Source organism: Nonomuraea sp. NPDC050478 (genome assembly GCF_044458265.1).
Lineage (GTDB): Bacteria > Actinomycetota > Actinomycetes > Streptosporangiales > Streptosporangiaceae > Nonomuraea > Nonomuraea ferruginea.
The window spans coordinates 67,728-94,560 of the sequence record NZ_JBITHT010000009.1 but is presented as its reverse complement, the minus strand read 5'-3'; the positions used below and the strand labels follow the sequence as shown (position 1 = coordinate 94,560).

25 protein-coding genes are annotated in these 26,833 nt (G+C 72.7%); 14 read left to right on the top strand and 11 right to left on the bottom strand.

Annotation, left to right across the window (positions count from 1 at the left end; genetic code table 11):
• Window position 1: 1 nt before the first annotated feature.
• Window positions 2-637, bottom strand: coding sequence for an ankyrin repeat domain-containing protein (locus tag ACIBF7_RS37930; protein WP_364234370.1), 636 nt, complete (start codon window positions 635-637; stop codon window positions 2-4).
• 156 nt (window positions 638-793) lie between these two features.
• Between ACIBF7_RS37930 and ACIBF7_RS37925 the strand changes: the two genes are divergently transcribed.
• From ACIBF7_RS37925 to ACIBF7_RS37915, 3 genes are read left to right on the top strand one after another with little or no spacing between them, the layout of a single operon-like run.
• Window positions 794-1,981, top strand: a complete 1,188-nt coding sequence (locus ACIBF7_RS37925; RefSeq protein ID WP_364234372.1) for a thiolase family protein — start codon at window positions 794-796, stop codon at window positions 1,979-1,981.
• Window positions 1,978-2,652: a 3-oxoacid CoA-transferase subunit A gene (locus tag ACIBF7_RS37920; RefSeq protein WP_148031159.1), complete on the top strand. Its 675-nt coding sequence runs from the start codon at window positions 1,978-1,980 to the stop codon at window positions 2,650-2,652. Before ACIBF7_RS37925 ends, ACIBF7_RS37920 begins: the two co-directional genes overlap by 4 nt.
• Window positions 2,649-3,308: a 3-oxoacid CoA-transferase subunit B gene (locus ACIBF7_RS37915; RefSeq protein WP_364234375.1), complete on the top strand. Its 660-nt coding sequence runs from the start codon at window positions 2,649-2,651 to the stop codon at window positions 3,306-3,308. Before ACIBF7_RS37920 ends, ACIBF7_RS37915 begins: the two co-directional genes overlap by 4 nt.
• Window positions 3,309-3,330: 22 nt before the next feature.
• Here the strand turns inward: ACIBF7_RS37915 and ACIBF7_RS37910 are convergent, their stop codons facing one another.
• Both ACIBF7_RS37910 and ACIBF7_RS37905 read right to left on the bottom strand, forming a co-directional pair.
• Window positions 3,331-4,758: a PepSY domain-containing protein gene (locus tag ACIBF7_RS37910; RefSeq protein ID WP_364234378.1), complete on the bottom strand. Its 1,428-nt coding sequence runs from the start codon at window positions 4,756-4,758 to the stop codon at window positions 3,331-3,333.
• Window positions 4,759-4,967: 209 nt separating this feature from the next.
• Complete coding sequence (locus ACIBF7_RS37905) at window positions 4,968-5,564, bottom strand: hypothetical protein (protein ID WP_364234381.1); 597 nt, start codon at window positions 5,562-5,564, stop codon at window positions 4,968-4,970.
• A gap of 90 nt (window positions 5,565-5,654) precedes the next feature.
• Between ACIBF7_RS37905 and ACIBF7_RS37900 the strand changes: the two genes are divergently transcribed.
• Window positions 5,655-5,828 (top strand): hypothetical protein, encoded by a 174-nt coding sequence (locus ACIBF7_RS37900; RefSeq protein ID WP_187281127.1) that lies wholly within the window; start codon window positions 5,655-5,657, stop codon window positions 5,826-5,828.
• A gap of 11 nt (window positions 5,829-5,839) precedes the next feature.
• Here the strand turns inward: ACIBF7_RS37900 and ACIBF7_RS37895 are convergent, their stop codons facing one another.
• Entirely contained in the window at window positions 5,840-6,991 is a 1,152-nt protein-coding gene (locus ACIBF7_RS37895) for an alpha-hydroxy acid oxidase (protein WP_364234384.1), read from the bottom strand.
• A 133-nt stretch (window positions 6,992-7,124) separates the two neighbouring features.
• Here ACIBF7_RS37895 and ACIBF7_RS37890 point away from each other — a divergent pair, with 133 nt between their 5' ends.
• Entirely contained in the window at window positions 7,125-7,730 is a 606-nt protein-coding gene (locus ACIBF7_RS37890) for a metal-dependent phosphohydrolase (protein WP_219543338.1), read from the top strand.
• A 70-nt stretch (window positions 7,731-7,800) separates the two neighbouring features.
• Complete coding sequence (locus tag ACIBF7_RS37885; protein WP_364234387.1) at window positions 7,801-9,306, top strand: ATP-binding protein; 1,506 nt, start codon at window positions 7,801-7,803, stop codon at window positions 9,304-9,306.
• Here ACIBF7_RS37885 and ACIBF7_RS37880 read toward each other — a convergent pair.
• The 3 genes from ACIBF7_RS37880 to ACIBF7_RS37870 are packed head-to-tail and all read right to left on the bottom strand — an operon-like array spanning window position 9,238 to window position 11,447.
• Window positions 9,238-9,519, bottom strand: coding sequence for a DUF4031 domain-containing protein (locus ACIBF7_RS37880; RefSeq protein WP_148031165.1), 282 nt, complete (start codon window positions 9,517-9,519; stop codon window positions 9,238-9,240). The two genes, ACIBF7_RS37885 and ACIBF7_RS37880, sit on opposite strands and share 69 nt — an antisense overlap.
• The gene (locus tag ACIBF7_RS37875) at window positions 9,516-10,256 is read right to left on the bottom strand and encodes an HAD family phosphatase (RefSeq protein WP_148031166.1); all 741 of its coding nucleotides are present in this window, start codon (window positions 10,254-10,256) and stop codon (window positions 9,516-9,518) included. The genes ACIBF7_RS37880 and ACIBF7_RS37875 overlap by 4 nt, the downstream gene beginning before the upstream one ends.
• An 18-nt stretch (window positions 10,257-10,274) precedes the next feature.
• Window positions 10,275-11,447 carry a cytochrome P450 gene (locus ACIBF7_RS37870; protein ID WP_148031167.1) on the bottom strand — a complete coding sequence of 391 codons (1,173 nt, stop codon included), beginning with the start codon at window positions 11,445-11,447 and terminating at the stop codon, window positions 10,275-10,277.
• A gap of 446 nt (window positions 11,448-11,893) precedes the next feature.
• Between ACIBF7_RS37870 and ACIBF7_RS37865 the strand changes: the two genes are divergently transcribed.
• The gene (locus ACIBF7_RS37865) at window positions 11,894-13,135 is read left to right on the top strand and encodes a hypothetical protein (RefSeq protein ID WP_148031168.1); all 1,242 of its coding nucleotides are present in this window, start codon (window positions 11,894-11,896) and stop codon (window positions 13,133-13,135) included.
• Window positions 13,136-13,145: 10 nt separating this feature from the next.
• On the opposite strand, the gene pgm is transcribed toward ACIBF7_RS37865, so the two are convergent.
• Window positions 13,146-14,777: a phosphoglucomutase (alpha-D-glucose-1,6-bisphosphate-dependent) gene (gene pgm / locus ACIBF7_RS37860; protein WP_364234393.1), complete on the bottom strand. Its 1,632-nt coding sequence runs from the start codon at window positions 14,775-14,777 to the stop codon at window positions 13,146-13,148.
• Between the two features lie 98 nt (window positions 14,778-14,875).
• Between pgm and ACIBF7_RS37855 the strand changes: the two genes are divergently transcribed.
• The 3 genes from ACIBF7_RS37855 to thrS are packed head-to-tail and all read left to right on the top strand — an operon-like array spanning window position 14,876 to window position 18,446.
• Window positions 14,876-15,787 (top strand): LLM class F420-dependent oxidoreductase, encoded by a 912-nt coding sequence (locus tag ACIBF7_RS37855; RefSeq protein ID WP_148031170.1) that lies wholly within the window; start codon window positions 14,876-14,878, stop codon window positions 15,785-15,787.
• A 42-nt stretch (window positions 15,788-15,829) separates the two neighbouring features.
• The gene (locus ACIBF7_RS37850) at window positions 15,830-16,438 is read left to right on the top strand and encodes a glycoside hydrolase family 25 protein (RefSeq protein ID WP_148031171.1); all 609 of its coding nucleotides are present in this window, start codon (window positions 15,830-15,832) and stop codon (window positions 16,436-16,438) included.
• Between the two features lie 43 nt (window positions 16,439-16,481).
• Window positions 16,482-18,446 (top strand): threonine--tRNA ligase, encoded by a 1,965-nt coding sequence (thrS, locus tag ACIBF7_RS37845; RefSeq protein WP_364234398.1) that lies wholly within the window; start codon window positions 16,482-16,484, stop codon window positions 18,444-18,446.
• 810 nt (window positions 18,447-19,256) lie between these two features.
• Here thrS and ACIBF7_RS37840 read toward each other — a convergent pair.
• Window positions 19,257-19,979, bottom strand: a complete 723-nt coding sequence (locus ACIBF7_RS37840) for a PIG-L deacetylase family protein (protein ID WP_148031173.1) — start codon at window positions 19,977-19,979, stop codon at window positions 19,257-19,259.
• A 78-nt stretch (window positions 19,980-20,057) separates the two neighbouring features.
• Here ACIBF7_RS37840 and ACIBF7_RS37835 point away from each other — a divergent pair, with 78 nt between their 5' ends.
• From ACIBF7_RS37835 to ACIBF7_RS37820, 4 genes are all read left to right on the top strand, one after another.
• Entirely contained in the window at window positions 20,058-21,065 is a 1,008-nt protein-coding gene (locus tag ACIBF7_RS37835) for an RNA polymerase subunit sigma-70 (protein WP_397199276.1), read from the top strand.
• Between the two features lie 74 nt (window positions 21,066-21,139).
• Window positions 21,140-21,553, top strand: coding sequence for a hypothetical protein (locus tag ACIBF7_RS37830; protein ID WP_397199275.1), 414 nt, complete (start codon window positions 21,140-21,142; stop codon window positions 21,551-21,553).
• A 27-nt stretch (window positions 21,554-21,580) separates the two neighbouring features.
• Window positions 21,581-22,390, top strand: a complete 810-nt coding sequence (locus tag ACIBF7_RS37825) for an alpha/beta hydrolase (protein WP_261808498.1) — start codon at window positions 21,581-21,583, stop codon at window positions 22,388-22,390.
• A 67-nt stretch (window positions 22,391-22,457) separates the two neighbouring features.
• Window positions 22,458-22,988, top strand: a complete 531-nt coding sequence (locus ACIBF7_RS37820) for an HIT domain-containing protein (RefSeq protein ID WP_315970612.1) — start codon at window positions 22,458-22,460, stop codon at window positions 22,986-22,988.
• Here ACIBF7_RS37820 and ACIBF7_RS37815 read toward each other — a convergent pair.
• Both ACIBF7_RS37815 and ACIBF7_RS37810 read right to left on the bottom strand, forming a co-directional pair.
• Window positions 22,985-24,553, bottom strand: a complete 1,569-nt coding sequence (locus tag ACIBF7_RS37815) for a glycoside hydrolase family 10 protein (protein WP_148031177.1) — start codon at window positions 24,551-24,553, stop codon at window positions 22,985-22,987. The two genes, ACIBF7_RS37820 and ACIBF7_RS37815, sit on opposite strands and share 4 nt — an antisense overlap.
• Window positions 24,554-24,673: 120 nt before the next feature.
• Entirely contained in the window at window positions 24,674-26,815 is a 2,142-nt protein-coding gene (locus ACIBF7_RS37810; protein WP_187281128.1) for an elongation factor G-like protein EF-G2, read from the bottom strand.
• Window positions 26,816-26,833 lie beyond the last annotated feature (18 nt).

Below are 26,833 nucleotides of genomic sequence, written 5' to 3'. Positions count from 1 at the left end.
CTCAGACGAAGCCCTCGTCGAGGAGCCGTACGCCGCCCTCGTCTATCGCGTGCCTCTGCCCCGACCCGCCCACCACGCGACACCAGCTCTCCACGACGAGCCCGGGCGGCTCCAGTCGGTAGCCGAACCCGCCGTACATGCCGGGCACGGGGAACCAGCAGGACGGGTCCGCCTGCTCGGTGAGCGGCTCCAGCTCGGGCAGCCGGAGCCGGTGGAGGGTGACCAGGTCCTCGGCGCGCTGGCGGATGAGGCCGTGGAAGTGGCGCTGGATCGTCGCCAGCGTGCCCTCCGGCACCGGGTGGAGGATCGCGGGCGTGAGCGGTTCGACCAGGTGCCGATGCCCCTTACGGCGGGCGACGTCCACGGCACGCTCCCCGCTGGCGGTGCGCAGCGTACGCCAGGCGCCGAGCGCGACCAGCCGCCGCACGGCTTCCGGCGCGGCCCCTCGCCAGGCCGCCTGGTGCAACGGGGCGTACCAAGTCGCGCCGCCGAGTCTGCCGCTGTTCACCCAGCCGGGGTGCTCGCCGAGCAGGGCGAAGACCGCGTCCCAGTCGCCGTGCCGCGCGGCGTCGGCGAGCGCGTCGCGCTCCCCGGCCTCGTGGTGGCCCGGCCGGAGGGTGATGCCGTCCCAGATCACTGTGTCGCGCTCCCTCTGGTGCCGCGATGGGAAATGCGGACACCCTGACAAAGGCAACATCTCATGCCTCTTCGGTAGGTGCGGGTGCTGCGCTAAGCTACACACTGTTCGCATAAAGAACGTGTGTTCGTATAGCGAACAGAAGGGGAGGACGTGATGGGTTCGGCCTTCGTCTACGCCGCCGCGCGCACGCCGTTCGGCAAGTTCAACGGCGCGCTCGCCGGTGTCCGACCGGACGACCTGGCGGCCGCCGCGCTGCGCGGCGTACTGGCCAGGGTGCCCGAGCTGGATCCGGCCGGCATCGGCGACGTGGTGTGGGGCAACGCCAACGGCGCCGGGGAGGACAACCGCAACGTGGGCCGGATGGCCGTGCTGCTGGCGGGGCTGCCGGTGACGGTCCCGGCGACCACCGTCAACCGGCTGTGCGGGTCGAGCCTCGACGCCGCCATGATGGCCTCGCGCACGATCGAGAGCGGCGACGCCGACGTCGTGGTGGCCGGCGGGGTGGAGTCGATGACGCGGGCGCCGTGGGTCCTGCCCAAGCCGTCGCGGGCCTTCCCCGCCGGCGACGTCACCGCCGTGTCGACCACGCTCGGCTGGCGCCTGGTCAACCCGCGCATGCCCAAGGAGTGGACGGTCTCGCTCGGCGAGGCCAACGAGCAGCTGCAGGAGAAGTTCTCCATCTCCAGGGAGCGGCAGGACGCGTTCGCGGCCCGCTCGCACGCGCTGGCCGACGCCGCCTGGAGCGCCGGGTTCTACGACGACCTGGCGGTCCCGGTCGAGGGCACGGAGCTCGCGCGCGACGAGGGCGTCAGGCCCGGCTCCACGCCCGAGGTGCTGGCCGGGCTCAAGCCCGCCTTCCGGCCCGGCGGCACGATCACCGCCGGGAACGCCTCGCCGCTCAGCGACGGCGCGTCGGCGCTGGTCCTCGGTTCCGAGACGGCCGCCCGGCGGCTGGGCGCCGAGCCGATCGCGCGCGTCGCCGGCCGCGGCGCCGCCGCCCTCGAACCCCAGGCGTTCGGGTACGCCCCGGTCGAGGCCGCCAACCAGGCCCTGAGACGGGCCGGCATCGGCTGGGACGACGTCGGCGCGGTCGAGCTGAACGAGGCCTTCGCCGTGCAGTCGCTGGCCTGCGTGGACGCCTGGGGGATCGACCCGGAGATCGTCAACGTCAAGGGCGGCGCCATCGCCATCGGCCACCCGCTGGGCGCCTCCGGCGGCCGCGTCCTCGGCACCCTCGCCCACGTGCTGCGCGAGCGGCGCGAGCGGTGGGGCGTCGCCGCCATCTGCATCGGCGTCGGCCAGGGCCTGGCGGTCGTCCTGGAGAACGTGAGCGTCGCATGACCGCGATACTCACCGACCCGGACGAGGCGCTCGCGGGCGTCGAGGACGGCTCGACCGTCCTGATCGGCGGCTTCGGCATGGCCGGCATGCCGGTCACGCTCATCGACGCGCTGATCCGGCAGGGCGCCAAGGACCTGACCGTGGTCAGCAACAACGCGGGCAACGGCGACACCGGCCTGGCGGCGCTGCTCGCCGCAGGCCGGGTACGCAAGATGATCTGCTCGTTCCCGAGGCAGAGCGACTCGTGGGTGTTCGACGGCCTCTACCGCGCGGGCGAGATCGAGCTTGAGGTGGTGCCGCAGGGCACGCTCGCCGAGCGGATGCGCGCCGCCGGGGCCGGCATCGGCGCGTTCTACTGCCCCACCGGCGCAGGCACGCCGCTGGCCGAGGGCAAGGAGACGCGCACCATCGACGGCCGCGACCACGTGCTGGAGTACCCGATCAAGGGCGACGTGGCGCTCATCGCAGCGCACGCCGGCGACCGGCTCGGCAACCTCGTCTACCGCAAGACCGCGCGCAACTTCGGCCCGGTCATGGCGACCGCGGCCGCCCTGACGATCGCGCAGGTGAGCCACGTGGTCGAGGTCGGCGACCTGGACCCCGAGACCGTCGTCACCCCCTGCGTCTACGTCGACCGGATCCTGGACACGAAGGCGGGGGAGGCAGCATGAGCACCGTCGAGCATCCGGGCCGCGGCCCGCTCGGCCGCGAGGAGCTGGCCGCCGTGGTCGCCCGCGACATCCCGCGCGGCGCGTTCGTCAACCTCGGCATCGGCCAGCCCACCACGGTCGCCGACCACCTGCCGGCCGACTCGGGCGTCATCCTGCACACCGAGAACGGCATGCTCGGCATGGGCCCCGCCGCCAAGGGCGACGAGGTGGACCCGGACCTCATCAACGCCGGCAAGCTGCCCGTCACCGAGCTGCCGGGGGCGTCCTACTTCCACCACGCCGACTCCTTCGCCATGATGCGCGGCGGTCACCTCGACGTGTGCGTGCTCGGCGCCTACCAGGTGTCGCGGCGCGGCGACCTGGCCAACTGGCACACCGGCGCCCCCGACGCCATCCCGGCCGTCGGCGGCGCCATGGACCTGGCCATCGGGGCGAAGCAGGTGTTCGTCATGATGACGCTGTTCGCCAAGGACGGCACGGCCAAGCTCGTCCCGGAGTGCACGTACCCGCTGACGGGCCTGGCCTGCGTGAGCCGCCTCTACACCGACCAGGCGATCTTCCACCTCGGCCCGGACGGCGTCACGGTGGCGGAGACGTACGGCATCGGCTTCGACGAGCTGGCCGCCCGGCTGGAAGTCCCCGTCCGCCGCGGCTGAACGCCCGGATCGGCCCGCGCCGTCAGCCGACGATCTCGGCCAGGCGCGGGATCCGGCGCAGCACCAGCCGGTCCAGCAGCAGCACCGCCAGCATCGTCACGCCCGCCAGCGGGAACAGCACCCCCAGCACCACCATGATCGCCGTCACCCCGTACGCGGCGCGCCTGTCCATCAGGCGGGCGGGCGCGCCCATCCGGCCCTTCGGACGCCGCTTCCACCACATCCACGCCCCCGAGACGACCAGCGTGATCAGTGCCAGGCAGGCGCCCAGCATCACCAGCAGGTTGACCGTGCCGTAGCGGCGGCCCTCGTGCAGCGCCACGCCCTGCTCCACCGCCTTGGCCAGCACCCCGTACTCGTCCCACCCGTACGAGACGAGCACGCGGCCGCTGTACTGGTCCACGTGCAGGGTCTGGGCGGCCGACGGGTCGCGGCGCGGGGCGGTGACGACCGTGTAGACGCCCTCGTGGTCCTTCGGCAGGAGGATCTTCAGGTCGCACTCGGCCGGCGAGCAGTCCCGGATGGCGGGCCGGGCGGCGGCCAGCGCCTGCTCCAGGGGGAGCGCGCCCGGGTGCAAGGCGCTTCCGCCTCCCGTGTCGTGGCCCGCGTGCCCGCCGTCCTGGGAGGTCGGCACCGGCAGCCGTTCCGCGGCCCACGGCACCTTGGCGTCGGGGTTGTCCGACAGGTCCGCCGAACGGTTCGGGTAGTCGCCGGCGTCGGGGTAGGTGGAGCCGGTCCGCTCCTGGATCCGCTGCAGCGCGTCACCCCACACGCCCGACCAGGGCAGGCCCGAGATCACCAGGAACACGATGACGACGCCGGCGCCCGCCCCGGTCAGCGCGTGCACGCGGCGCAGCCTGGCCCTCGGCGAGCGGGCCGGGCGCCTGCCGCGGCTGGTCCACCACAGGTACGTGCCGGTCGCGACCAGGATCAGCGACCAGCACGCCGCGGTCTCCACCACCCGGTCGCCGGCGGTGCCCGCCATCAGCTCGCCGTGGATGGTGCGCACCACCCGCATGAACGTGGCCGCGTCGTCGATCGTGCCGACGACCGTGGCCGAACCCGGATCGACGTACACCGAGACGCCCTCCGCCCACGGGCCGGCGTCCTCGCCCTGGAAGATGATCCGGGTCGTGCGGTCGGGAGCGGCCGGCGGGATCACCGACATGACGGGCGCGCCGGGCATGCTCCGCTGCGCGGCCGTGATCTGCTCCGACAGCGGGCGGGCGGTGGTGACGGGCTCGGCGAGCGTGCGCACGTCCTGGTAGCGCCACTCCTCGAACGGTTCCTTGAACAGGTAGACGGACCCCGTGACGGCCAGGACGAGCAGGACGGGGGCGACGAACAGGCCCGCGTAGAAGTGCCAGCGCCAGAAGGCGCGGTACCGCCGCGAGGAGGACGGGGCGGGCCGGACGGTGACGGTCTCCGGGCGCGCGTGGACAGTGGTCATGGTCAACTCCGGAAGAACGAGAGCGAGGGGGGCCGCCACAGCCGGTATCCGGCCATGACGATCAGGCCGCGCGACGGCGACCGGTCACAGCGGCGGGCATCCCGCGGCACGATCGGACCGACGGCGGTTCCGGCGCCGTGATCACGGCGCGATAGACCGGTGCCGTGGTCAGGGCGCGGGTCCGTCGGCGGGTGATGTCTTTCCCTGCTCTAGCGGGGTGGCCCCCGATGGCTCACGGCCCACGCGAGCACCTGTGGCCCGCGTACCGGTGGCTCTCCGGCGGCGGGCACGATCCGGAGAGGCGTAGGAGTCAGCGGGCCGCGCGGCGACGGCCGCGACAGCCCGGCCAGCGAGCAGCCCAGCAGGACGAGCACGGTCACCAGCGCCGTCTCGCCCCGCTCCAGCCACCAGGCGCACAGCACGGCGACCAGCACGTGCGCGAGCGGCATCGCCATCCCGGGCAGCGGGCCCCCGCCATGGTGGCCCGCGCCGTGGCCCAGGACGTGCGCCGCACCGGGGAGATCCGCGCTGAACACCTGGTGCATGCCGTACTGGGCAGAGAACGAGGCCGCCACCAGCACACCCCTGCCCCGGCGGCGCCGGCCCAGCAGGTAAGCGCCCGCCCCGGCGGCCACGGTCGTCGCGGCCACCACCCCCAGGGAGGCCCCGGAACCACCGGCCAGCACGTGCGTCCCGAGCGCCGCGTACACGCAGACCGTCGCGAACACGGCGGCGCCCAGGAGCCGCACGGCGGACCGGCCGGTCGCCTGCGCCTCCCGGGCGCCGCGTGCGCGAACACCACTCACACGCGGGGATACGCGCAGCGCACGGCCCGGGTTCAACAGCCCCGCGCAGGGGCCCTGTTCGGGGAGATATGTCCGGCGTACCGTCGGGTCATGAATGACACGTTCATCGCCACCACGCTCCGCCGGGTCCGGGAGGCGGCCGCGGAGGTCGAGCGGAGCGGCACCGGCGTCGAGGAGGCGCTGCGGGCGGTCCGCAAGCTGCGGACCGCCGCCGAGCAGGCCGAGGACGAGCTGATGGAGCACCGGCTGTCCCGGCTCAGGTAGTCCGCCCAGGCTCAGCGCAGCCGCACCACGTCCGCGTCCAGACCGTCCACCCCGGACGCGCCCAGCAGCGCGAGCGTGCGCACCAGCTCGCCGCGGAGCATCGCGAGCACCCGGTCCACGCCCGCCTCCCCGCCCGCCATCAGGCCGTACAGGTAGGCGCGGCCGACGAGGCAGGCCCGCGCGCCCAGCGCCACCGCCGCCGCGACGTCCGCGCCGCTGCGCACGCCGCCGTCGAGGAACACCTCGGTCCTGTCGCCCACCGCCGCCGCCACCTCCGGCAGCAGCTCCAGCGGCGTGGGGGAGCGGTCGAGCTGCCGGCCGCCGTGGTTCGACACCACCAGGCCGTCCACCCCCGCCGCCACCAGCTCCTCGGCGTCGTCGACCCGCTGCACGCCCTTCACCAGCAGCCGCCCGCCCCACTCCGCGCGGATCCACTCCAGGTCGCGGAGGGTCACCGCCGGGTCGAACATCAGGTTCGTGATCCCCGCCAGGTCGTCCGGCGCCCCCTCCACCGTCGCGAACCGCAACGGCTCGCCGGTCAGGAAGCCGAACCACCAGGCCGGCCGGGTCATCGCCTGCGCCAGCCCGCCCCAGCGCAGCGACGGCGGCATGGTCATGCCGTTGCGCACGTCACGCAGCCGCCCGCCGGCCACCGGCACGTCCACAGTGACGACCAGCACGTCCATGCCCGCCTCACGGGCCTGCCGCAGCCAGTCCCTGACCCGCCCCCGGTCACGCACCACGTACAGCTGGAACCAGTTCCACCCGCCGGGCGCCGCCGCGGCCACGTCCCGGGCGCTCGTGGTGCCCATCGTGGAGAGTGCGTACGGGACCCCGGCGCGGGCGGCGGCCCTGGCCACGGCCCGCTCACCGGCCCGGTGCATCATCCGGGTGAACCCCGTGGGCCCGAGCACCACCGGCATCGCCACCCGCCGCCCCAGGATCTCGGTCCCGGTGTCGACGCGGGACACGTCCCGCAGCACGTGCGGCCGGAACTCCACCCGCGCGAACGCCTCCGCCGCCCTGGCCGTGGACAGCTCGCCCTCGGCCGCGCCGTCGACGTAGTCGAACACCACCCGGGGCGCCCGCCGCCGCGCCAGCCGGCGCACGTCCGCCACGTCAGCCGCCCCGGCCAGCCCGCCCCGCGCCCGCCTCCGGGGCACGAACGCGCGCAGCTCCCGCCACCGCGGCAGCCGCCGGCCCGCACCCTGACCCTGCTCGATGCCGCCACGCTAACAAGCGGGCGGCGACCCGTGAACCTTCCCGGCGGTCACGGCGCGCGGCTAGGGTGGCCGGGTGCTGGAGGAGTGGCGTGCGCTGGTGGGCGGGTCCCGGGCCGGGGACGCGGTGGGAGCCGAGCTGGTCGCCCGGTGGTCCGAGCCGCACCGGCGCTACCACGACCTCGACCACCTGCGGGCAGTCCTGCGCGCCGTCGGCCTGATCCAGGAGTGGGCCGCGGACCCCGTGGCCGTGCGCCTGGCCGCCTGGTTCCACGACGCCGTCTACGACGGCAGGCCCGGGTGGGACGAGGAGCGCAGCGCGCAGCTCGCCCGGTCCCGCCTGCCCCGCTGCGGCGTGCCGGCGCGGCGGGTGGCCGAGGTGGCCAGGCTGGTACGGCTGACCGCGGCGCACGACACGCTGGCCGAAGGAGACCGCGACGGGGCCGTGCTCTGCGACGCCGACCTGGCGGTTTTGGGCGGCGACGGGTACGCGGACTACGCGGCCAAGATCAGGCAGGAGTACGCGCACGTCCCCGGCGAGTTGTTCAGGCGGGGCCGGGCCCAGGTGCTCCGCCGTCTGCTGGCCGTACCCCGCCTCTACAGGACGCCGCCGGCGCGAGAGCTGTGGGAGGCGCGCGCCCGGGAGGCCGTGAGCGCGGAGCTGGCCGAGCTGGAGCGCTGACGAGCGGCATGACCGCGCTTGACGGACAAGGAGCGGCGCGCGGCCCGGCGATCTGTCAGTGTGGGCGGTCATGGACACCGACGACGCCCGGTCACTGGCCCGGTCGCTGAGAGAGCTGATCCAGGACGCCCACCACACCCTCGCCCTCGACACGCCACCCGAGCTGGTGACCCGCGTGACCGGCCACCTCGGCTGCGAGCTGAGACACGTGGTCAACGTGGTGGCCGCGTTCCCCGGCTGGGAGCACGCCAACCTGCAGCGCGGCGTCGACGCCTACCTCGCCGCGCACACCCCCGGCGCCGGGTGGTTCGGCATCGCCGGTCAGGGCCGCGAGCACGACGACATCGTCAACATGCTGGCCCGCGCCGCCCGCGGCTGGGAGCGGTACGAGCCGGGCGCGGTCGACTACGAGGCCGTGGCGATCGGCCCCGACGAGACGACCGAGGTGGTCTCGCTGGGGATGGTGCTCACCCGGGCCCCCGGCGGGACGCCCGTGGTGCTGGCGCTGCGCGGCGCCCAGGAGCACATGTCGACCGACTGCCAGGTGGTCGTGCTGGCGCCGGACAGGGCCGCAGCCAAGGAGTCGCGCGACGAGATCGAGCGCCTGATGCGCGAGCACGACGTCTACCGGGGGCAGATCCTGTCGTTCGCGTGGAGCGAGTACCGCGGCAACGACCTGGTGACCTTCCTGCCCCGCCCCGACCTGAGGCCTGGCCAGGTGGTGCTGCCCGACGGCGTGCTGGAGACGATCGAACGGCACATCGTCGGAGTCGCCGAGCAGGCGCCGCGGCTGCGCGCGCACGGCCAGCACCTCAAGCGCGGCCTGCTGCTGCACGGTCCGCCCGGCACCGGCAAGACCCACACCGTCCGCTACCTCATGGCCAGGATGACCGGCTGCACGGTGATCGTGATGACCGGCGGGGCGATCCGGTTCGTGTCGCAGGCGGCCGGGCTGGCCAGGCGGCTGCAGCCGGCGATCGTGGTGCTGGAGGACGTCGACCTGGTGGCGCGCGACCGGTCGTTCAGCGACGACGGCAACCCGCTGCTGTTCGCGCTCCTCGACGCCATGGACGGGGTCGGCGCCGACGCCGACGTGACGTTCGTGCTCACCACCAACCGGGCCGACGTGCTCGAACGCGCGCTGGCCGACCGTCCCGGCCGGGTCGACCTGGCCGTGGAGATCCCCAGGCCCGACGCCGCCGGGCGGGCGGCGCTGCTCCGCCTCTACGCCCGCGACCTGCCCCTGCGGGCCGACCTGGAGCCGATCGTGGCGCGTACCGAGGGCGCGACCGCCTCGTTCTTCAAGGAGCTGCTGCGCCGGGCCGTGCTGGACGCGCTCGCGCACGACGGCGGGACGCCCGCGATCACCGGCGACCTGCTGAACCGGGCGCTCGACGGGATGCTGCACGAGCGCGCGGCGCTGACCCGCACCCTGCTCGGGTCGGGCGAGCCGGGCGAGGAAGAGGAGCCGGTGCCCGAGGACGCGTACGCCTCTCTGGGCGGGGCGTCATTCCCCGGCGCGTACGGCGTGCACCTTCCGGCGGCGGAGCCCGGCCGCGACCAGCCGCTGCAGTAGCTCGCGGGAGGTGACCGCCTGCGCGCCCAGCGACACGGCGAACGCGTGCACGGTCTCGGGCACGTCGTAGTGGTCGCGGTCGAACGCGCGCACGGGCACGCTCAGCCGGGCGGCGAAAACGTGGAGTTCGTCCAGGGACGTGTCGCTGACCAGATGTGACCACATCAGGCCGCGCGGCCCCGGCCACTGCGGGGGATCGATGAGCACCGTCACGAGGTCAAGGGTAGAACGCGGCCGCGCACGACCGGCTCACCGAGGTCCTTCACCACCAGGTCGGCGCCCTCCCCGGCCGGCGCCAGGGCGATCACCAGGGCGAATCCGCCCTTCCTGCCCGCCTCGACGCCCGCCGGCGCCGACTCCACCACGGCGGTCCTGCCGGGCGGCACGCCGAGACGGCGGGCCGCCTCCAGCGGCAGCGCCGGATCGGGCTTGCCCGGCAGGTTCATCAGCGCCGCGTCGCCGCCGTCGACCAGCGTGTCGAACAGGTGCAGCACGCCCGCCGCGGCCACCAGCGTGCGCCCGTGCAGACTGGCGGACACCCCGGCGGTGCGGGCGCCCCGGTTGCGCAGCTCGTGCAGCAGCGCCACGGCCGCGGGGAACGCGGCCACCCCGTGCAGCCTCACCTGCTCCATGAACAGCTGCTCCTTGGCCCGGCCGAGACCGTGCACGGTCGGCGCGCCAGGCTCGTCGTCCGGCGCGCCCTCCGGCGCGGTGAGGCCACGTGAGGCCAGGAAGGCGCGGACGCCGTCGAGTCGCGGCCGTCCGTCGACGTACCGCAGGTAGTCCTCCCGGACGTCGAACGGCTCGAACGGCGCGGAGCGGCCGCGCAGGAACCCGTCGAACACGTGCTTCCACGCGGCCGCGTGCCCGCGGGCGGTGTCGGTGACCGTGCCGTCGGTGTCGAACACCACGGCGCCGATCGCGCTCAGGTCGATGACAAGCTCGTTCACCCTGCGAACGTAACCGCTTCACCACGCCACGGGTAGCTTCTCCACGCCGTAGACGATGGCCAGCTTGCGCCACGGGACCTCCCCGTCCAGGCGCAGCGTCGGGAAGCGGCGCAGCAGCATCGGGTAGGCGATGCGCAGCTCCATCTGCGCCAGCGGCGCGCCGATGCAGCGGTGGATGCCGTGCCCGAACGCCAGGTGGGAGCCGGCGGTGTGGCGGCCCGGCTTGACCTGGTTCATGTCCTCGCCCAGGTTCGGGTCGCGGTTGGCGGCGGCGAGCGAGCAGAGCACCAGCTCGCCCTTCTTGATCTGCTGCCCGTGCAGCTCCAGATCGTCGCGGGCGAAGCGGGGGAAGGCCACCTGCACCACGGTCATGTAGCGCAGCAGCTCCTCGATCACCTCGTCGATGTAGCCGTCGACCTCGCGCACCTTGGCGGCCTGGTCGGGGTTCTCCAGCAGCCAGAGGGAGCCGAGCGCGAGCATGCTCGTGCTGGTGTCGTGACCGCCGGTGAGCATGCCGTCGGCCATGCTGGCCAGGGTGCGGTCGTCCAGCGCGTCGCCGTGGTCGCGCAGCAGCTGGCCGAGCAGGCCGTCGCCGGGGTCGCGCCGCTCACGGGCGACCAGGTCCGTGAGGTACGTCATCGCGTCGTTGATCGCCTGCAGCGACGCCTCGGGCCCGGCGGTGAAGTCGAACCGGTTCGTGCTCACCTTGACGAAGTCGGCCTGCTCGTCGTACGGGACCCCGAGCAGCTCGGAGATCACCAGGGACGGGATGGGGAGCGCGAAGTCCTCCATCAGGTCCGCGGGGGAGCCCTTGGCCTCGATCCGGTCCAGGCACTCGGTGACCAGCGCCTCGATGCGCGGCTCCAGCCGCCGCAGCCGGCGCATGGTGAACTCCGGCGTCAGGAACTTGCGCAGCCGGGTGTGCTCGGGCGGGTCGCGGAAGCCCAGGCCGCCCGGGTCCTCCTGGTTCGAGCCGAGGCCGATGACGCCGGCGAAGTCGTTGCTGAACCGCTCGTGGTCGCCGAGCACGCCGCGGACGTCGTCCCAGCGGGTGACCAGGTAGACCGTCTGCCCGCCGGGGATCTCCATCGGGTAGACGGGGTGATCCGCCTGGATGCGGAGCAGTTCATCCGCTGGATCGAACCGTTCCCGCATGAACTGGACGAGAGGAAACTCTTCTGACTCTGACATGGATTCCGTCCTGCTGGGATACATCGCACGATGCTGGGATAAATCCCTCGCTAGATGGTCCCATCCTGGAAGCCGTGCTGGTGACCTCCCGAAGGACGAGATTTCATCTCAGCCTCAGGTAAGAGCCCTGGTCACCTCGCCCCCAGGGCGGAACCGTCCGGTGATGAGCGTAGACGGGCGGGTTCGCGGACGGAGCCCCGACCGCCGGGTAAGGGGGTGGCGAGCCGGGTGCGCTCCGTGAGGATCGGGGAGACGCCGTGGCGTCCACAGGACTGGCCACTCCGGGTCCGTTTGGCGCGTTCCCCGACAGCTCCGGTGCTGGTGGGACGTATGGGGAAATCAGTGCAAACTGGGCAGCAGCCGGAGTTTGGCGTACAAGGTGGCTACAGTCTGCAATGATCTCGTCATCGAGCCCCCCGAGACTGAGCCTCAACGGATAGTGACTGATGCCCACATTTGAGGAAATCACTACCTTCATCACCGAGAAGCCGCTCGCGACCGCCGTGATCGCGCTGCTGAGCCTGGCCGGGCTCATCCTGGCCTTCCTGGTGCTTCGCGTCGCCTGGCGGGTCACCGCCTGGCTGTTCGCCCGCTACGTCGCCAACCGTCCCATCGAGGACGTGCTGACCATCGTGGCCGCCTCCATCGCGACGGGCGTGTCCGCCCAGGGCATGTGGCGCTTCTCCGGTGACGTGCTGGGCCTGGACGGCCCGCTGAGGCTGCTGCTGTTCGCCTTCATCGAAGTGGCCATCATCACCTCCGCCGTGCGCGCCCGCCGCAACATGCGGGAGAACTTCTCCGCGGGCATCGACGGCATCGCCGTGTGGGCGCTGACCTGCCTGACCGCGGTGCTGTCCAGCATGGACGCCAGCAGCTTCCCCGAGGCGGTGTTCCGGCTCGCCGCACCGCTGGTGGCCGCCTGGCTCTGGGAGCGCGGCATGGCCATCGAGCGCCACCGCATCCGCGGCACCGGCCGCATCAACTGGCGGCTCACCCCCGAGCGGCTGCTCGTCCGGCTCGGCCTGGCCGAGGTCAGCGACCGCACCGCCAGCGAGGTCGACGCGCACCGCAGGCTCACCCGGGTCGCGCTGGCCGCCAAGCGGGCCAAGGCGCTGCGCGAGGCCGGCGCCCCCGACCGCAAGATGCGCGCCGCCCTGGCCAAGCTCGACAAGGCCATGGACCAGGCCGTCGAGCACACCGGCCTGGCCGTCGACCAGGGCCGCCAGGAGGCGCTGCTCGCCCAGATCGCCGCCCTCTACAACACCACCGCGCTTATCGACGCCGACCCGCGGGTGCCGTGGGAGCCCGAGCGCGACCACCGGCCGGTGCCCGCCAGGCCCGAGCTGCCGCCCGCGCTCGCCGAGCTGGTGCGGGAGGAGGACGACGAGGAGATCGCGGTCATCGACGCGGCCCCGCAGATCGTCGACACCGCCCAGCGCGCGGTGCTCATGCGCCAGGCCCGCGCCTACTGGAACCGGCAGATCGCCAAGGGGATCGTGCCGCGCACCGTGGACATCGCCCAGGAGATCGGCATCCCGGTGCCCGTCGCCCGCGAGTGGCGCGCGCTGTGGAAGCTGGAGCCCGCGGCCCACGCCCTCATCGAGCAGCTCTACCACCAGCACGGCATCGTCGACACCGGCGCGTTCCCGGCCATCGACGACGACGGCCGGGTGCTCGCGAAGTCCTGAAGGGTCCTGATCAGCCCAGCGCCGCGGAGACCAGCGACCGGGCCTCCTCCTGCACCTTGGCGAGGTGGTCCGGGCCGCGGAACGACTCGGCGTAGATCTTGTAGACGTCCTCGGTGCCCGACGGCCGGGCGGCGAACCAGGCGCTCTCCGTGGAGACCTTGACGCCGCCCAGGGACGCCCCGTTGCCCGGCGCGGCCGTGAGCACCGACGTGATCGGCTCGCCGGCCAGGCTGGAGGCCGTCACCTGGTCGGCCGACAGCTTGCCGAGCACCGCCTTCTCCTCGCGGGTGGCCGGCGCGTCCACCCGCGCGTAGGCGGGCTCGCCGAACCGCTCGGTCAGGCCCCGGTAGTGCTCGCTCGGCGACCTGCCCGTGACCGCCTGGATCTCGGCCGCCAGCAGGGCCAGGATCAGGCCGTCCTTGTCGGTGGTCCACACCGAGCCGTCGCGGCGCAGGAACGACGCGCCCGCGCTCTCCTCGCCGCCGAACCCGAGCGAGCCGTCGAGCAGCCCCGGCACGAACCACTTGAAACCCACCGGCACCTCGTACAGCCGCCGCCCCAGCGAGGCGGCCACCCGGTCGATGACGCCGCTGCTGACCATCGTCTTGCCTACCCCGGCGTCTCGCGGCCACCCGTCGCGGTGCTCGTACAGGTAGGAGATCGCCACCGCCAGGTAGTGGTTCGGGTTGACCAGCCCGCCGTCGGGGGTGACGATGCCGTGCCGGTCGGCGTCGGCGTCGTTGCCGGTGGCGATCTGGAAGCGGTCGCGGCCGTCGATGAGCGAGGCCATCGCGTACGGCGACGAGCAGTCCATGCGGATCTTGCCGTCCCAGTCGAGCGTCATGAACCGCCACGTCGGGTCGACCAGCGGGTTGACCACGGTCAGGTCGAGGCGGTGGCGCTCGGCGATCTCGCCCCAGTAGGCCACGCTGGCGCCGCCGAGCGGGTCGGCGCCGATCCGCACCCCGGCCGCTCTGATCGCGTCCAGGTCCGCGACCGAGGGCAGGTCGTCCACGTACGAGCCGAGGAAGTCGTAGCGGCCCGCCGCCTCCAGCGCCCTGGCGTAGGGCACCCGGCGCACCCCGGCGAGGTCCTGGGCCAGCAGCCGGTTGGCGCGGTCCTGGATCCACGTGGTGGCCTCGGTGTCGGCCGGGCCGCCGTTCGGCGGGTTGTACTTGAAGCCGCCGTCGGACGGCGGGTTGTGCGACGGCGTGATGACCACCCCGTCGGCGAGCCCCGACTTCCTGCCGCGGTTGTACGTGAGGATCGCGTGGGAGACGGCCGGCGTCGGCGTGTAGCCGTCGCGGGAGTCGATCAGCACCCGCACGTCGTTGGCCGCGAGCACCTCCAGCGCCGACACCCGCGCGGGCTCCGACAGCGCGTGCGTGTCGATGCCCAGGTAGAGCGGGCCGTCGGTGCCCTGCGTCAGCCGGTATTCGCAGATGGCCTGGGTGGTGGCCAGGATGTGGGCCTCGTTGAAGGCCGAGGCCCGCGACGACCCGCGATGGCCCGAGGTGCCGAACGTCACCCGCTGCCCCGGGTCGCCCGGGTCGGGCCGCAACGCGTAGTAGGCGGTCACCAGCCGGGCCACGTCCACCAGATCCGCGGGCTGAGCGGGCTGTCCCGCACGTTCGTGGGTCATGAAGCCACTTTACAAAGGGGGTACGGCCCGGCCTCGGCACCACCCGGCGCGACCGGGGTTACACTCGCCCCAGCCGACTAGAATGGAGTTCTGTCAGCATGCGATTCGGACTTCTGATCAATGAGCCCAACGGCCAGGATCCGTTCCCCGACCTGCGCGACCGGATCGCCCGCGCGGCCGATGACGGTTTCGACTCGGTCTGGATGTCCCAGATCTTCGGCTTGGACGCGCTCACCTCGCTCGCCGTGGCCGGCAGCGCCGCCCTGGCCGGGGGCCGCGACATCGAGTTCGGCACCGGCGTCGTGCCGACCTACCCCCGCCACCCGGTCGTGCTCGCCCAGCAGGCCATGACCGTCAACGCCGCGCTCGGCGGCCGGCTGGCCCTCGGCATCGGCCTGTCCCACCAGGTCGTCATCGAGGGCATGTACGGCTACAGCTTCGACCGGCCCGCCCGGCACATGAAGGAGTACCTCGACGTCCTGCTGCCCGTCACCCGCGGCGAGCAGGTCGACTACACCGGCGAGACGCTCAAGGCCAACGTGCGGCTCAGCACGCCGGGGGCCGGCCTGCCGGTGCTGGTCGCCGCACTCGGCCCGCGCATGCTCAAGCTGGCGGGCACCGTCGCCGACGGCACCGTCCTCTGGATGACCGGCCGCAAGACCGTCGCCGAGCACATCGTGCCCACCATCACCGCCGCCGCGAAGGAGGCGGGCCGGCCCGCGCCGCGCGTCGTCTGCACCCTGCCCGTCTGCGTCACCGACGACCCGGAGGCCGCCAGGGCCAAGGCCGACGAGATCTTCGTCATGTACGGGCAGCTCCCGTCCTACCGGGCCATGCTCGACAGGGAGGGCGTCGAGAACCCCGGCGGCGTCGCCGTGGTCGGCGACGAGGACGCGGTGCGCGCCCAGATCGACGCCCTGGCCCAGGCCGGGGTCACCGACTTCGTGGCCGCGGTCTACGGCGACCGCGAGCGCGCGCACAAGCTGCTCATCGGCGCGTCGAAGGGCTGATCAGCCGGAGTCGCCATAAACTCCGGCAGGGTGTACTCCGACATGGACAAGCGCTTGCTGCACGGCATCGACGTGTCCAACTGGCAGAAATCCGTCGACTGGGCCGAGCACGCGCGCAGTGGAGTGGCGTTCGCCTTCGCCAAGGCCACCGAGGGCGGCGACTGGACCGATCACTGGTTCTCCCGCAACTGGGACCGCATGCGGGAGAACTGGATCGTCTGCGGCGCCTACCACTTCGCGCGACCCAAGGGTGATCCCGTGGAGCAGGCGCGCCACTTCCTGCGCACGATCAACCAGGCGGGCGGGCTGCGCCGGGGCGACCTGATCGCGCTCGACCTGGAGACCGACGACGGGATCAAGCCCGAGCGGGTCGCCGGCTTCGCCCGCCGCTGGTGCCAGTACGTGGAAGCGCGCACCGGCACGCGGCCGTTCGTCTACACCTTCCAGTCCTTCGCCGAGGAGGGCAACTGCGCGGGCCTGGGCGAGTACCCGCTGTGGATCGCCAGCCCGCACCGCCCGCGCGGCCGGCCGGCGGTGCCGGGACCGTGGCGGGACTGGTCGATCCACCAGCACGCCAACAGCCCGATCGACCGGAACGTGTTCCTGGGCAGCCGCAGAAGGCTGACCAGGATGGGGTTCGACCCGCGATAGCATCGTTTTCCGTCACCGACGAGCGCTATCCAAGGGAGCCATCGTGTCAGCCGAGCTACGCATCACCCTCGCCGGAGCCGAGCGTGTGGTCGCGGCCGGCACGACGGCCGGCCAGGCGCTCGACGCCGACGGCCGCACCGTGATCGCCGCCCGGGTCAACGGCGAGGCGCGCGACCTGGCCTGCCCGCTCGCCGACGGCGACGTGGTCGAGCCGATCGAGATCTCCAGCGAGGAGGGCCGGGCGATCGTCCGCCACTCCACCGCGCACGTCATGGCGCAGGCCGTCCAGGAGCTGTTCCCCGAGGCCAAGCTCGGCATCGGCCCGCCGGTCGACAACGGCTTCTACTACGACTTCGACGTGGCCGAGGCCTTCCACCCCGACGACCTCAAGCGCATCGAGAAGCGCATGCGCGAGATCGTCAAGCAGGGCCAGCTGTTCTCCCGCCGTCCCGTCGGCGACGACGAGGCCCGCGAGGAGCTGGCCGACGAGCCCTACAAGCTGGAGCTCATCGGCCTGAAGGGCGGCGCTGACGCCGAGGAGTCGGTCGAGGTCGGCGCCGGCCAGCTCACCATCTACGACAACCTCGACGCCAAGACCGGCGAGCTGCACTGGAAGGACCTGTGCCGCGGCCCGCACGTCCCGTCGACCCGGTCCATCCCCGCGTTCAAGCTCATGCGCTCCGGCGGCGCCTACTGGCGCGGCAGCGAGAAGAACCCGCAGCTCCAGCGCATCTACGGCACCGCCTGGGAGTCCCGCGACAAGCAGGACGAATACCTCAAGCTGCTGGAGGAGGCCGAGAAGCGCGACCACCGCAAGCTCGGCGCCGAGCTCGACCTGTTCAGCTTCCCGCCCGAGCTGGGCAGCGGCCTTCCCGTCTTCCATCCCAAGGGCGGCATCATCCGCAAGGAGATGGAAGACTACATGCGCCGCCGCCAGGCGGAGGCGGGCTACGAGTTCGTCAACACCCCGCACATCACCAAGTCGACGCTGTTCGAGACCTCCGGCCACCTGCCGTGGTACGCCGACGACATGTTCCCGCCCTTCGAGCTGGAGGGCGTCGAATACCGCGTCAAGCCGATGAACTGCCCGATGCACAACCTGATCTTCCGGGCCCGCGGGCGCTCCTACCGCGAGCTGCCGCTGCGGCTGTGCGAGTTCGGCAGCGTCTACCGCTACGAGAAGTCGGGCGTGGTCCACGGCCTGACCCGGGTGCGCGGCATGACGCAGGACGACTCCCACATCTACTGCACCCGTGAGCAGATGGTCGGCGAGATCAAGAGCCTGCTCACCTTCGTGCTCAGCGTGCTGCGCGACTTCGGCCTGTCGGAGTTCTACCTGGAGTTGTCCACCCGCGACGACTCCGAGAAGTTCATCGGCGACCCCGCCCACTGGGACGAGGCCACCGAGGCGTTGCGCGAGACGGCCGTGGAGTCGGGCTTGGAACTGGTCGACGACCCGGGCGGCGCGGCCTTCTACGGCCCCAAGATCTCCGTGCAGGCCAAGGACGCCATCGGCCGCACCTGGCAGTTGTCGACCATCCAGCTCGACCTCAACCAGCCCCAGCGGTTCGGGCTCGAATACCAGGCCGCCGACGGCAGCCGCCAGACCCCGGTCATGATCCACCGGGCGCTGTTCGGCTCCATCGAGCGCTTCCTCGGCGTGCTGACCGAGCACTACGCGGGCGCCTTCCCGCCCTGGCTCGCGCCCGTCCAGGTGGTCGGCATCCCGATCGCCGACACGCACGTGCCCTACCTGCAGGACGTCGCCAAGAAGCTGCGTGAGCGCGGCATCCGGGTCGAGGTCGACGCCTCCGACGACCGCATGCAGAAGAAGATCCGCAACGCCCAGAAGGCCAAGGTGCCCTACATGCTCCTGGCCGGCGACGACGACGTCGCGGGCGGCGCGGTGTCCTTCCGTTACCGCAGCGGCGAGCAGAACAACGGCGTCCCGGTCGACCGAGCGGTCGCCGAGATCGCCGACGCCATCGAACGCCGCATCCAGGTCTGACACCCAACCCCCGGACGCGCCGGACGCGCCGGCCGCATCCGGGGTAAGCCGCACCCGGGACGCACCGCGCTGGACGCGACACCCACTTCACGCGGGCGCCTGCGCTCCGCGAGACGCCCCCGCTGCCCGTCCGCGGGCAGCCGTCCTTCCCGAACGTGTCCGGGGCGGGCCGCGCGCGGGCCGCACCGCGGCCGTGGCGCGCTCGACGCGTCGGGGGTCGGACCGCGCTGAACGCATCGCGACCGTGGCCGTTCAGGGGTCGGATCTCGTGGGGTCCGTCGCGACCGTGCCGCGCTGGTGGTACCCCGACCGCGCCGTGCTCGACGCGTCAGGGGTCGGACCGCGTTGAACGCATCGCGACGGTGTCCGTTCAGGGGTCGGACCTCGTGGGACCCGTCGGGACCCGTGCGCGTTGGTGGTACCGCGACCGTGCCGCGTTGGACGCGTCTTAGGGTCTGGCCGCGCGGGACGCGTCGTGATCGTGCTGTGCTGGACGCCTCGGGGGTCGGACCGCGCTGGACGCATCGCGATCGTGTCCGTTCGGGGGCTGGACCGTGCGGACGCGTCGCGACCGTGCCGCTGGTGGTGCCGCGACCGCGCCGTGCTCGACGCGTCAGGGGTCGGACCGCGTTGAACGCATCGCGACGGTGTCCGTTCGGGGGCGGACCTCGTGGGACCCGTCGGGACCCGTGCGCGTTGGTGGTACCGCGACCGTGCCGCGTTGGACGCGTCCTAGGGTCTGGCCGCGCGGGGCGCATCGCGCGTGCCGTGCTGGACGCGTCCGGATGTGCGGGCGTTGGAGTGTCCGGGTCAGCGGTTGAACAGTCTGAAGGGGATCGCGGGGCGGCCGGCGAAGCGGGTGGCGCTTTCGCGGGCGAAGCCTTCGACGAGTTCGCGCGCGTACTTCTCCGGGTCGTCGCCGGTGAGCGCCTCGATGTAGGCGCGGTGCGCCACCAGTGAGCGCACACCGGCCTCCAGCCCGTCCGTGACGTCGACGGCGTGGGTGGGGGAGTCGCTGCCCGCGACCGCCACCCAGCGCACGCCGCCCCACGGCTCGCCCGCGTCGGGGAAGATCCACCGGTTGCCGGCGTCGGCGACGGCGTCCATCACGGCCCGGCCGACAGCCCTGTGGTCGGGGGTGTTCCAGTAGGCGCCGCCGGCCCAGGTGTCGTCGAAGTTGAGGGTCACCACCAGCTCGGGACGGTGGCGGCGGATCGCCGCCGCGATGTCGCGGCGCAGCGCCGGACCGTACTCGATCACCCCGTCGGCGTGGTCGAGGAACTCCACCGTGGTCACGCCCACGACGGCGGCGCCGGCCCGCTCCTCCCGCTCGCGCACCGGACCCGCCTCGGCCGGGGCGAGCGTGTCGATGCCCGCCTCACCGCGGGTGGCCATCAGGTAGGCGACCTCGCGGCCCGCCGCGGTCCAGGTCGCGACGGCGGCCGCGCAGCCGTACTCCAGGTCGTCGGGGTGGGCCACCACGGCGAGCGCCCGCTGCCAGTCGGTGGGCATGGGTTCGAGTTGATCGGCCATGCCCGCCACCCTAGACGCCGGGCGCCCGGATTGTCGGCGGCGGCGCGTACGATGACCTGCGCGACGAGGGGAGGAGCGGTGAGCGAGACCGGCGAGGTGACCGAGGCGATCCGGGCGGGCGACCAGGAGCGGTTCGCCGCGCTGGCCCAGTGCCACCGGCACGAGCTGGAGGTCCACTGCTATCGCATGCTCGGGTCCTACAGCGACGCCGAGGACATGGTGCAGGAGACGCTGCTGCGGGCGTGGCGGCGGCGCGAGACGTTCGAGGGCCGCGCCACGCCGCGCGCCTGGCTCTACCGGATCGCCACCAACGCCTGCCTCGACGCGCTGTCCGGCCCGGCCCGCTCGCGCGAGGTGGTCATGGCGATGGCGGGCGGCGAGCGGTCGGCGCAGGCCGAGGTGCCGTGGCTGCGGCCGATCCCCGACCGGGTGCTCGACCTGGCCGCCCCGGGGGAAGGCGAGCCGCACGCGGTGGCGGCCGCGCGGGAGACGATCGAGCTCGCCTACCTCGCGGCGATCCAGCATCTGCCGCCGCGCCAGCGGGCGGTGCTGATCCTGCGTGACGTGGCCGGATGGCGGGCCGAGGAGACCGCGGACGCGTTGGAGCTGAGCGTGCCTGCGGTCAAGAGCGCGCTCCAGCGGGCCCGCGCCACCCTCCGCGCCCACCTGCCCGAACGCCGCGCCGACTGGAAGCCGGCCACCGAACCGAGCGCGGAGGAGCGGCAGGTGCTGCGCCGCTACCTCAAGGCCTCCCAGGCGGGCGACCTGGACACGCTGGCCGCGCTGCTGCGCGAGGACGCCCGCCAGGCCATGCCGCCCGCGACCCTGCTGTACGCGGGCCGCGCCGCGATCCTCGAGATGTGGCGCCCGGTCATGGAGGGCCCCGAGGCGTGGGGCGAGTGGCGGCTGATCGAGACCGGAGCCAACCGGCAGCCCGCCGTGGCGAGCTACGTGCGCCGCCGCGGCGAGACGTCGTTCAGCGCGGTCAACCTCGACGTGCTGCGGATCGAGGATGGCCTGATCGCCGAGATCACCACGTTCGGCCCCGAGGTGCTCGCCGCCTTCGGGCTTCCGGAGAAAATCTGAGTCCCGCCGATTCCTTTTCCGCGCCAGCGCCGTCATACGGGCACAACCGACGACGACCTGTGAAGGACGGCGACATGAACACCGGCGACAAGCAGCTTGAGGCCCTGGACCGGCTGGTCGGCACCTGGCGGGTGACGGGCGGCAGCGAGGGCACCGTCACGTACCGCTGGCTCGACGGCGGCTTCTTCATCATCCAGGACATCGACCTCGTCCAGGACGGCCACGCGGTCAAGGGCGTGGAGATGATCGGCAGGGAGCGGCCCTTCGGCGGCGAGCCGGGCGAGGACGTCAAGTCCCGCTACTACGGCAGCCAGGGCGAGACCTTCGACTACGTCTACGAGATGGCGGGCGACACGCTCACCATCTGGGGCGGCGAGAAGGGCTCGCCCGCCTACTACCGGGGCACGTTCGACGGCGACTCCGTCACCGGCGCCTGGGTCTACCCGGGCGGAGGCGGCTACGAGTCCAATATGACCCGGGTGAAGTGACGGCTTCACCTGTGGTGGACTGGCCCCGTGAACCTGCCCGGCGCGCTGCGCGCCGCCCTCGTGGTCCTCGTGGTGGCGGTGCTGCTGCTCGGGCTGCTGTGGGTCTTCCAGCGGCGGCTGATCTACCTGCCCGACCCGGCCCCGGTGCCGCCGGCCGGGCAGGTCGTGCCGGGGGCGCGCGAGGTGACGCTGACGACCGCTGACGGGCTGCGGCTCGGCGCCTGGTACGTGCCGGGCGACCACCCGGTGACCGTGCTGGTGGCAGGCGGCAACGCCGGCAACCGGCTGCATCGGGCGCCGCTGGCCCGCGCGCTCGCCGCCCGCGGGCTGCCGGTGCTGGTCGTCGACTACCGGGGCTACGGCGGCAACCCCGGCAGCCCCACCGAGGAAGGGCTGCGCCTGGACGTCCTGGCGGCGCGCGACTTCCTCGGCGACGTGCCGGTGATCTACTTCGGCGAGAGCCTCGGCGCGGCCGTGCTGGCCGGGCTCGCCGCCGAGCGCCCGGCGGACGGGCTGGTGCTCCGCTCGCCGTTCACCGACCTGGCCGCGGCGGGGCAGGCCAACTACCCCTTCCTCCCCGTACGGGCCATGCTCCGCGACCGCTTCCCGGTCGCGGAGCGGGTCGCGGCCATCAAGGCGCCGATCGTGGTGGTGTACGGGACCGCCGACACGATCGTGCCGGCCGGCCAGAGCCGCGCGGTCGCCGCGGCCGCCGCGGGCCCGGTCACGGTCGTCGAGATCGCCGGGGCCGGGCACAACGACCCGGTGTTCCTGTCCGGGCCCCGGATGATCGGCGCCGTCACGGACCTCGCCGACCGGATCCGCGACACCCGCTAGAAGGGCGTGGAGCCGGCCTGATGAGCACCTCGTCGGTCCGTTGCACGGGGGCCCTATGCTGCTAGATATGCACGATCAGGCAGGGGCAGGGGAGCCCGACAACTTCGAGCGTCTGTGGACCCCGCATCGCATGGCCTACATCAAGGGCGAGAACAAGCCGATCGACACCAGCCCCGACGGGTGCCCGTTCGACGCCATCCCCGAGATGAGCGACGAGGACGGCCTGGTCGTCGCCAGGGGCGAGGTCGTGTACGCGGTGCTCAACCTCTACCCCTACAACTCCGGCCACCTGATGGTCGTGCCCTACCGTCACGTCTCCGACTACGACCAGCTGACCGCCGCCGAGATCGTCGAGCTGGGCGAGTTCACCCAGCGGGCGCTGCGCGCGCTGCGCGAGGCCAGCGGCGCCCAGGGTTTCAACGTCGGCATGAACCTCGGCCACGTCGCGGGCGCGGGCATCGCCGCCCACCTGCACCAGCACGTGGTGCCCCGGTGGGGTGGCGACACCAACTTCATGCCCGTGGTGGCGCGCACGAAGGTGCTCCCGCAGCTGCTCCGCGACACCCGCCGGCTCCTCGCCGAGGCGTGGCGCGACTAGCCGGCTTCGACCTTCACCCGGGCCGCGCCGCTCTCGTTGTGGAGCCGGTCGAGCGCGGTCACCAGGTAGGTGCCTGCCGACTTCGCGGTGAACGACGGGTCCGACACCACGGCCACGAGGTTGCGGGCGTCGGTCGTGTGGCAGTCGTCGCCCGACTTCGGCACCCGGTAGACCGCGTACGCGCGGGCCCCCTTCACCGGCGCCCACGACACGGCGGAGCCGGCCGCCTTGACGCCCGACGGCTTCGCCGGGGCGGCGCCGCCGCGCTCCTCCATCAGCGGCAGCAGCGCCGGGCGGGCGTAGTGGGCCTTGGCCACCCGGTCGATGGCGCCCAGCGGGTTGGTCAGCAGCTGCTTGGCGCTGAAGTACACGTCACCGCTGATCCGGTCGAGCTTGCGGTTGAGCGTGAGGTGGGCCGGCAGCTCGCCCGGCTTGGTCCAGGCGGCCTCGTCCTTCGCGCCGACCCGGTAGAGCGCCTGGCCGATGTAGAGGTGGACGTCGGTGCCCTCGACCGCGTCGGCCCACCACGGCGCCAGCTTGCCGTAGCCGGCCAGCTTGTGCGAGCGCGACCAGTAGAGCTGGGGCATCACGTAGTCGACGGTGCCCGCCTCGATCCACGCCTTGGCGTCGGCGTAGATCGAGTCGTAGGCGGACATGCCGGAGGTGTCGGAGCCGGACGGGTCCTGCGCCTTGTTGCGCCAGATGCCGAACGGGCTGATGCCGAACTTGACGTGTCCCTTGGCGGCGTGGACGGCCTCGTCGACCTCGGCCACGAGCTTGTCGACGTTCTGCCGCCGCCAGTCGGCCAGCTTCATGCCCTTGCCGTGCTTCTTGAAGGCCGCGCGGTCGTCGAACGTGCTGCCGGGCGCGGGATAGGGGTAGAAGTAGTCGTCGAAGTGGACGCCGTCGACGTCGTAGCGCTCGACCACGTCGGTGACGACCTTGACCACGTGGCGGCGCACCTGGGGCAGGCCCGGGTTGTAGTAGAGGCGGTCGCCGTACTTGACGGTCCAGCCGGGGTTCTTGCGCGCCGGGTGGGAGGCGGGCAGCTCGGCGACGCTCGCGTCGTAGGCGGCGCGGTACGGGTTGAACCAGGCGTGGAACTCCAGGCCCCGCTTGTGCGCCTCCTTGATGAGGAACGGCAGCGGGTCCCAGCCGGGGTCCTTGCCCGGGGTGCCGGTGAGGAACTGCGACCACGGCTCGATCGACGACTTGTAGAGGGCGTCGGACGCCGGCCTGACCTGGACGAAGACGGCGTTGAAGTTGCGCTTGGCGGCGGCGTCGAGCAGCCTCGTGTATTCGGCGCGCTGCCGGTCGGCCGACAGGCCCTTGCGCGAGGGCCAGTCGATGTTGTTGACCGTGGCGATCCACACCCCGCGCAACTGGCGTTTCGGGTGGCGCGGGTCGGGGGTGCACGCCGCGGTGACCACCGCGCTCTCGGTCGACTTCTTCTTGGCCGCCTCCGCCTTGCGCTGGCCGGCCTCGGCGGGCCCGAAGGTGTAGGCAGCGCCGACGGCCACGGCGGCGAGGGCGGTGGCGGCGAGGAGTGGGCGTCCGGTTCGCATAGTGCCAACCAGTCTCGCATCGGAGCCGGCATGCTCCGTACGGAAAAAAGAAATCGACTCGTGACACCATCGTGACCGGTGGGCCGGGAGGGGCTGCCCTCCCGGCGACCCGGCGGGACCCTAGCCCGACTCCGCGGCCAGTTTGTCGGCGAGATGCGGCGGCAGCGGCTCGTAGCGCAGGAACGCGCGCTGGAAGGTGCCGGTGCCGTGCGACATGGAGCGCAGGTCGATCGCGTACCGGGTGACCTCCAGCTGCGGCACCTCCGCCTTGACCAGGGTGCGGCCGCGGCCCACCGGCTCGGTGCCGAGCACCCGCCCGCGCCGCGACGACAGGTCGGACATCACGGCGCCCACGTGCTCGTCGGAGACCAGCACCGACAGCTCGTCGACCGGCTCCAGCAGCAGCGTCGGCACCTTCGACGCCGCCTCCTTCAACGCCAGCTGACCGGCGATCTGGAACGCCATGTCGGAGGAGTCGACGGAGTGCGCCTTGCCGTCGTACAGCGTGACCCGGACGTCAACGACCGGATAGCCGGCGCGCACCCCCCGGTCCATCTGGGCCCGCACGCCCTTCTCGACCGACGGGATGAACTGGCGCGGCACGACGCCGCCGACGATCTTGTCGACGAACTCGAACCCGCCGCCCGACGGCAGCGGCTCCACCTCCAGATGGCAGATGGCGTACTGGCCGTGGCCGCCGGTCTGCTTGACGTTGCGGCCCATCGCCTGCGTCCGGCCGCCGAACGTCTCCCGCAGCGGCACCCGCAGGGCGATCCGCTCCACCTCGACCCCGTGGCGCTTGGCCAGCCGGTCCAGCAGCACGTCGGTGTGCGCCTCGCCCATGCACCACAGCACGAGCTGCCGGGTCTCGGCGTTGTTCTCCAGGCGCAGCGTCGGGTCCTCGGCCACCAGGCGGCCCAGCGCCTGCCCCAGCTTGTCCTCGTCGGCCTTCGACTTGGCGCGGATCGCCACCGGCAGCAGCGGCTCGGGCATGTCCCAGGCCGTCATCAGCAGCGGCCGCTCGACCTCCGACAGCGTGTCGCCGGTCTCGGCCCGCGACAGCTTGGCCACGGCCACGATGTCGCCCGCCACGCCCTTGGCGGTCTGGCGCTGCTGCTTGCCGAGCGGGCAGCTCAGGGCGCCGACGCGCTCGTCGACGTCGTGGTCCTCGTGGCCGCGCTCGGCCAGGCCGTGGCCGGAGACGTGCACGGTCATGTCGGGCCGCAGCGTGCCGGAGAAGACGCGCACCAGGCTGATGCGGCCCACGTACGGGTCGCTGGTCGTCTTGACGACCTCGGCCACCAGCGGGCCGTCGGGGTCGCAGGCGATGTTCGCCACCGGCTTGCCGTCGAGGGTGGTGATCTCGGGCATCGGGTGCTCGTGGGGCGCGGGGAAGCCCTGGGTGACGAGCTCCAGCAGCTCGATCGCGCCCACGCCGAGCCCGGTGCAGAGCACCGGGTGGAAGTCGCCCTCGCAGACCGCCTTCTCCAGGTCCTGGACGAGCACCTTGATGTCGATGGGCTCGCCCTCGAGGTAGCGCTCCATGAGCGACTCGTCCTCGCTCTCCTGGATGATCCCCTCGATCAGGACGCCGCGATGCTCCTCGATGCGGGCCTCGTACTCCGCTCCCGGCTCCTTCTCCGTACGGGTGCCGCCGGCGTAGTTGTAGAACTTCTGCGTCAGCAGCCCGATCAGGCCGTTCACGTTCCCGTTCGTGATGACCGGCAGATACAGGGGAGCGACCCCGTCGCCGAAGACCTCCTGGCAGGTGGCGAGCACCCCGTCGAAGTCGGCCCGCTGGTGGTCGAGCTTGGTGATGACGACGGCCCTGGGCATGCGGACCTGGGCGCACTCCTCCCACAGCATCTGGGTGAGCCCGTCGATCCCGTCGGTGGCCGACACCACGAACAGCGCCGCGTCGGCGGCGCGCAGCCCGGCCCGCAGGTCGCCGACGAAGTCCGCGTAGCCGGGGGTGTCGAGAAGGTTGATCTTGATGCCGTTGAAGGTCAGCGGCGCCGGTGTCAGGTTGACCGAGCGTTGCTGGCGCACCTCCACCTCGTCGAAGTCGCTGACCGTGTTGCCGTCTTCCACCCGGCCTGCCCGCTGGATGGTGCCGGTCGCCGCCAGCAGTTGCTCGACCAGGGTCGTCTTGCCCGCTCCAGAGTGGCCGACCAGGACGACATTGCGTATCGCATCCGCCTTGTCGGCCGCTGGTGCCCTGCCCGCGGCTCCCATGGCCCCGCCCGCGTTCTTGTCCGCCACTACGCCTCCCGCGTCGTC

What these genes read in the sequence shown, in the direction of transcription:
- ACIBF7_RS37850 (WP_148031171.1), top strand. Translation starts at nt 15,830, where the DNA reads ATGGACAAGCGCTTGCTGCACGGCATCGACGTGTCCAACTGGCAGAAA.
- ACIBF7_RS37900 (WP_187281127.1), top strand. Translation starts at nt 5,655, where the DNA reads ATGAATGACACGTTCATCGCCACCACGCTCCGCCGGGTCCGGGAGGCG.
- ACIBF7_RS37870 (WP_148031167.1), bottom strand. Translation starts at nt 11,447, where the DNA reads ATGTCAGAGTCAGAAGAGTTTCCTCTCGTCCAGTTCATGCGGGAACGG.
- ACIBF7_RS37910 (WP_364234378.1), bottom strand. Translation starts at nt 4,758, where the DNA reads ATGACCACTGTCCACGCGCGCCCGGAGACCGTCACCGTCCGGCCCGCC.
- ACIBF7_RS37925 (WP_364234372.1), top strand. Translation starts at nt 794, where the DNA reads ATGGGTTCGGCCTTCGTCTACGCCGCCGCGCGCACGCCGTTCGGCAAG.
- ACIBF7_RS37815 (WP_148031177.1), bottom strand. Translation starts at nt 24,553, where the DNA reads ATGCGAACCGGACGCCCACTCCTCGCCGCCACCGCCCTCGCCGCCGTG.
- ACIBF7_RS37820 (WP_315970612.1), top strand. Translation starts at nt 22,458, where the DNA reads ATGCACGATCAGGCAGGGGCAGGGGAGCCCGACAACTTCGAGCGTCTG.
- ACIBF7_RS37865 (WP_148031168.1), top strand. Translation starts at nt 11,894, where the DNA reads ATGCCCACATTTGAGGAAATCACTACCTTCATCACCGAGAAGCCGCTC.
- pgm (WP_364234393.1), bottom strand. Translation starts at nt 14,777, where the DNA reads ATGACCCACGAACGTGCGGGACAGCCCGCTCAGCCCGCGGATCTGGTG.
- ACIBF7_RS37855 (WP_148031170.1), top strand. Translation starts at nt 14,876, where the DNA reads ATGCGATTCGGACTTCTGATCAATGAGCCCAACGGCCAGGATCCGTTC.
- ACIBF7_RS37915 (WP_364234375.1), top strand. Translation starts at nt 2,649, where the DNA reads ATGAGCACCGTCGAGCATCCGGGCCGCGGCCCGCTCGGCCGCGAGGAG.
- ACIBF7_RS37885 (WP_364234387.1), top strand. Translation starts at nt 7,801, where the DNA reads ATGGACACCGACGACGCCCGGTCACTGGCCCGGTCGCTGAGAGAGCTG.
- ACIBF7_RS37920 (WP_148031159.1), top strand. Translation starts at nt 1,978, where the DNA reads ATGACCGCGATACTCACCGACCCGGACGAGGCGCTCGCGGGCGTCGAG.
- ACIBF7_RS37830 (WP_397199275.1), top strand. Translation starts at nt 21,140, where the DNA reads ATGAACACCGGCGACAAGCAGCTTGAGGCCCTGGACCGGCTGGTCGGC.
- ACIBF7_RS37840 (WP_148031173.1), bottom strand. Translation starts at nt 19,979, where the DNA reads ATGGCCGATCAACTCGAACCCATGCCCACCGACTGGCAGCGGGCGCTC.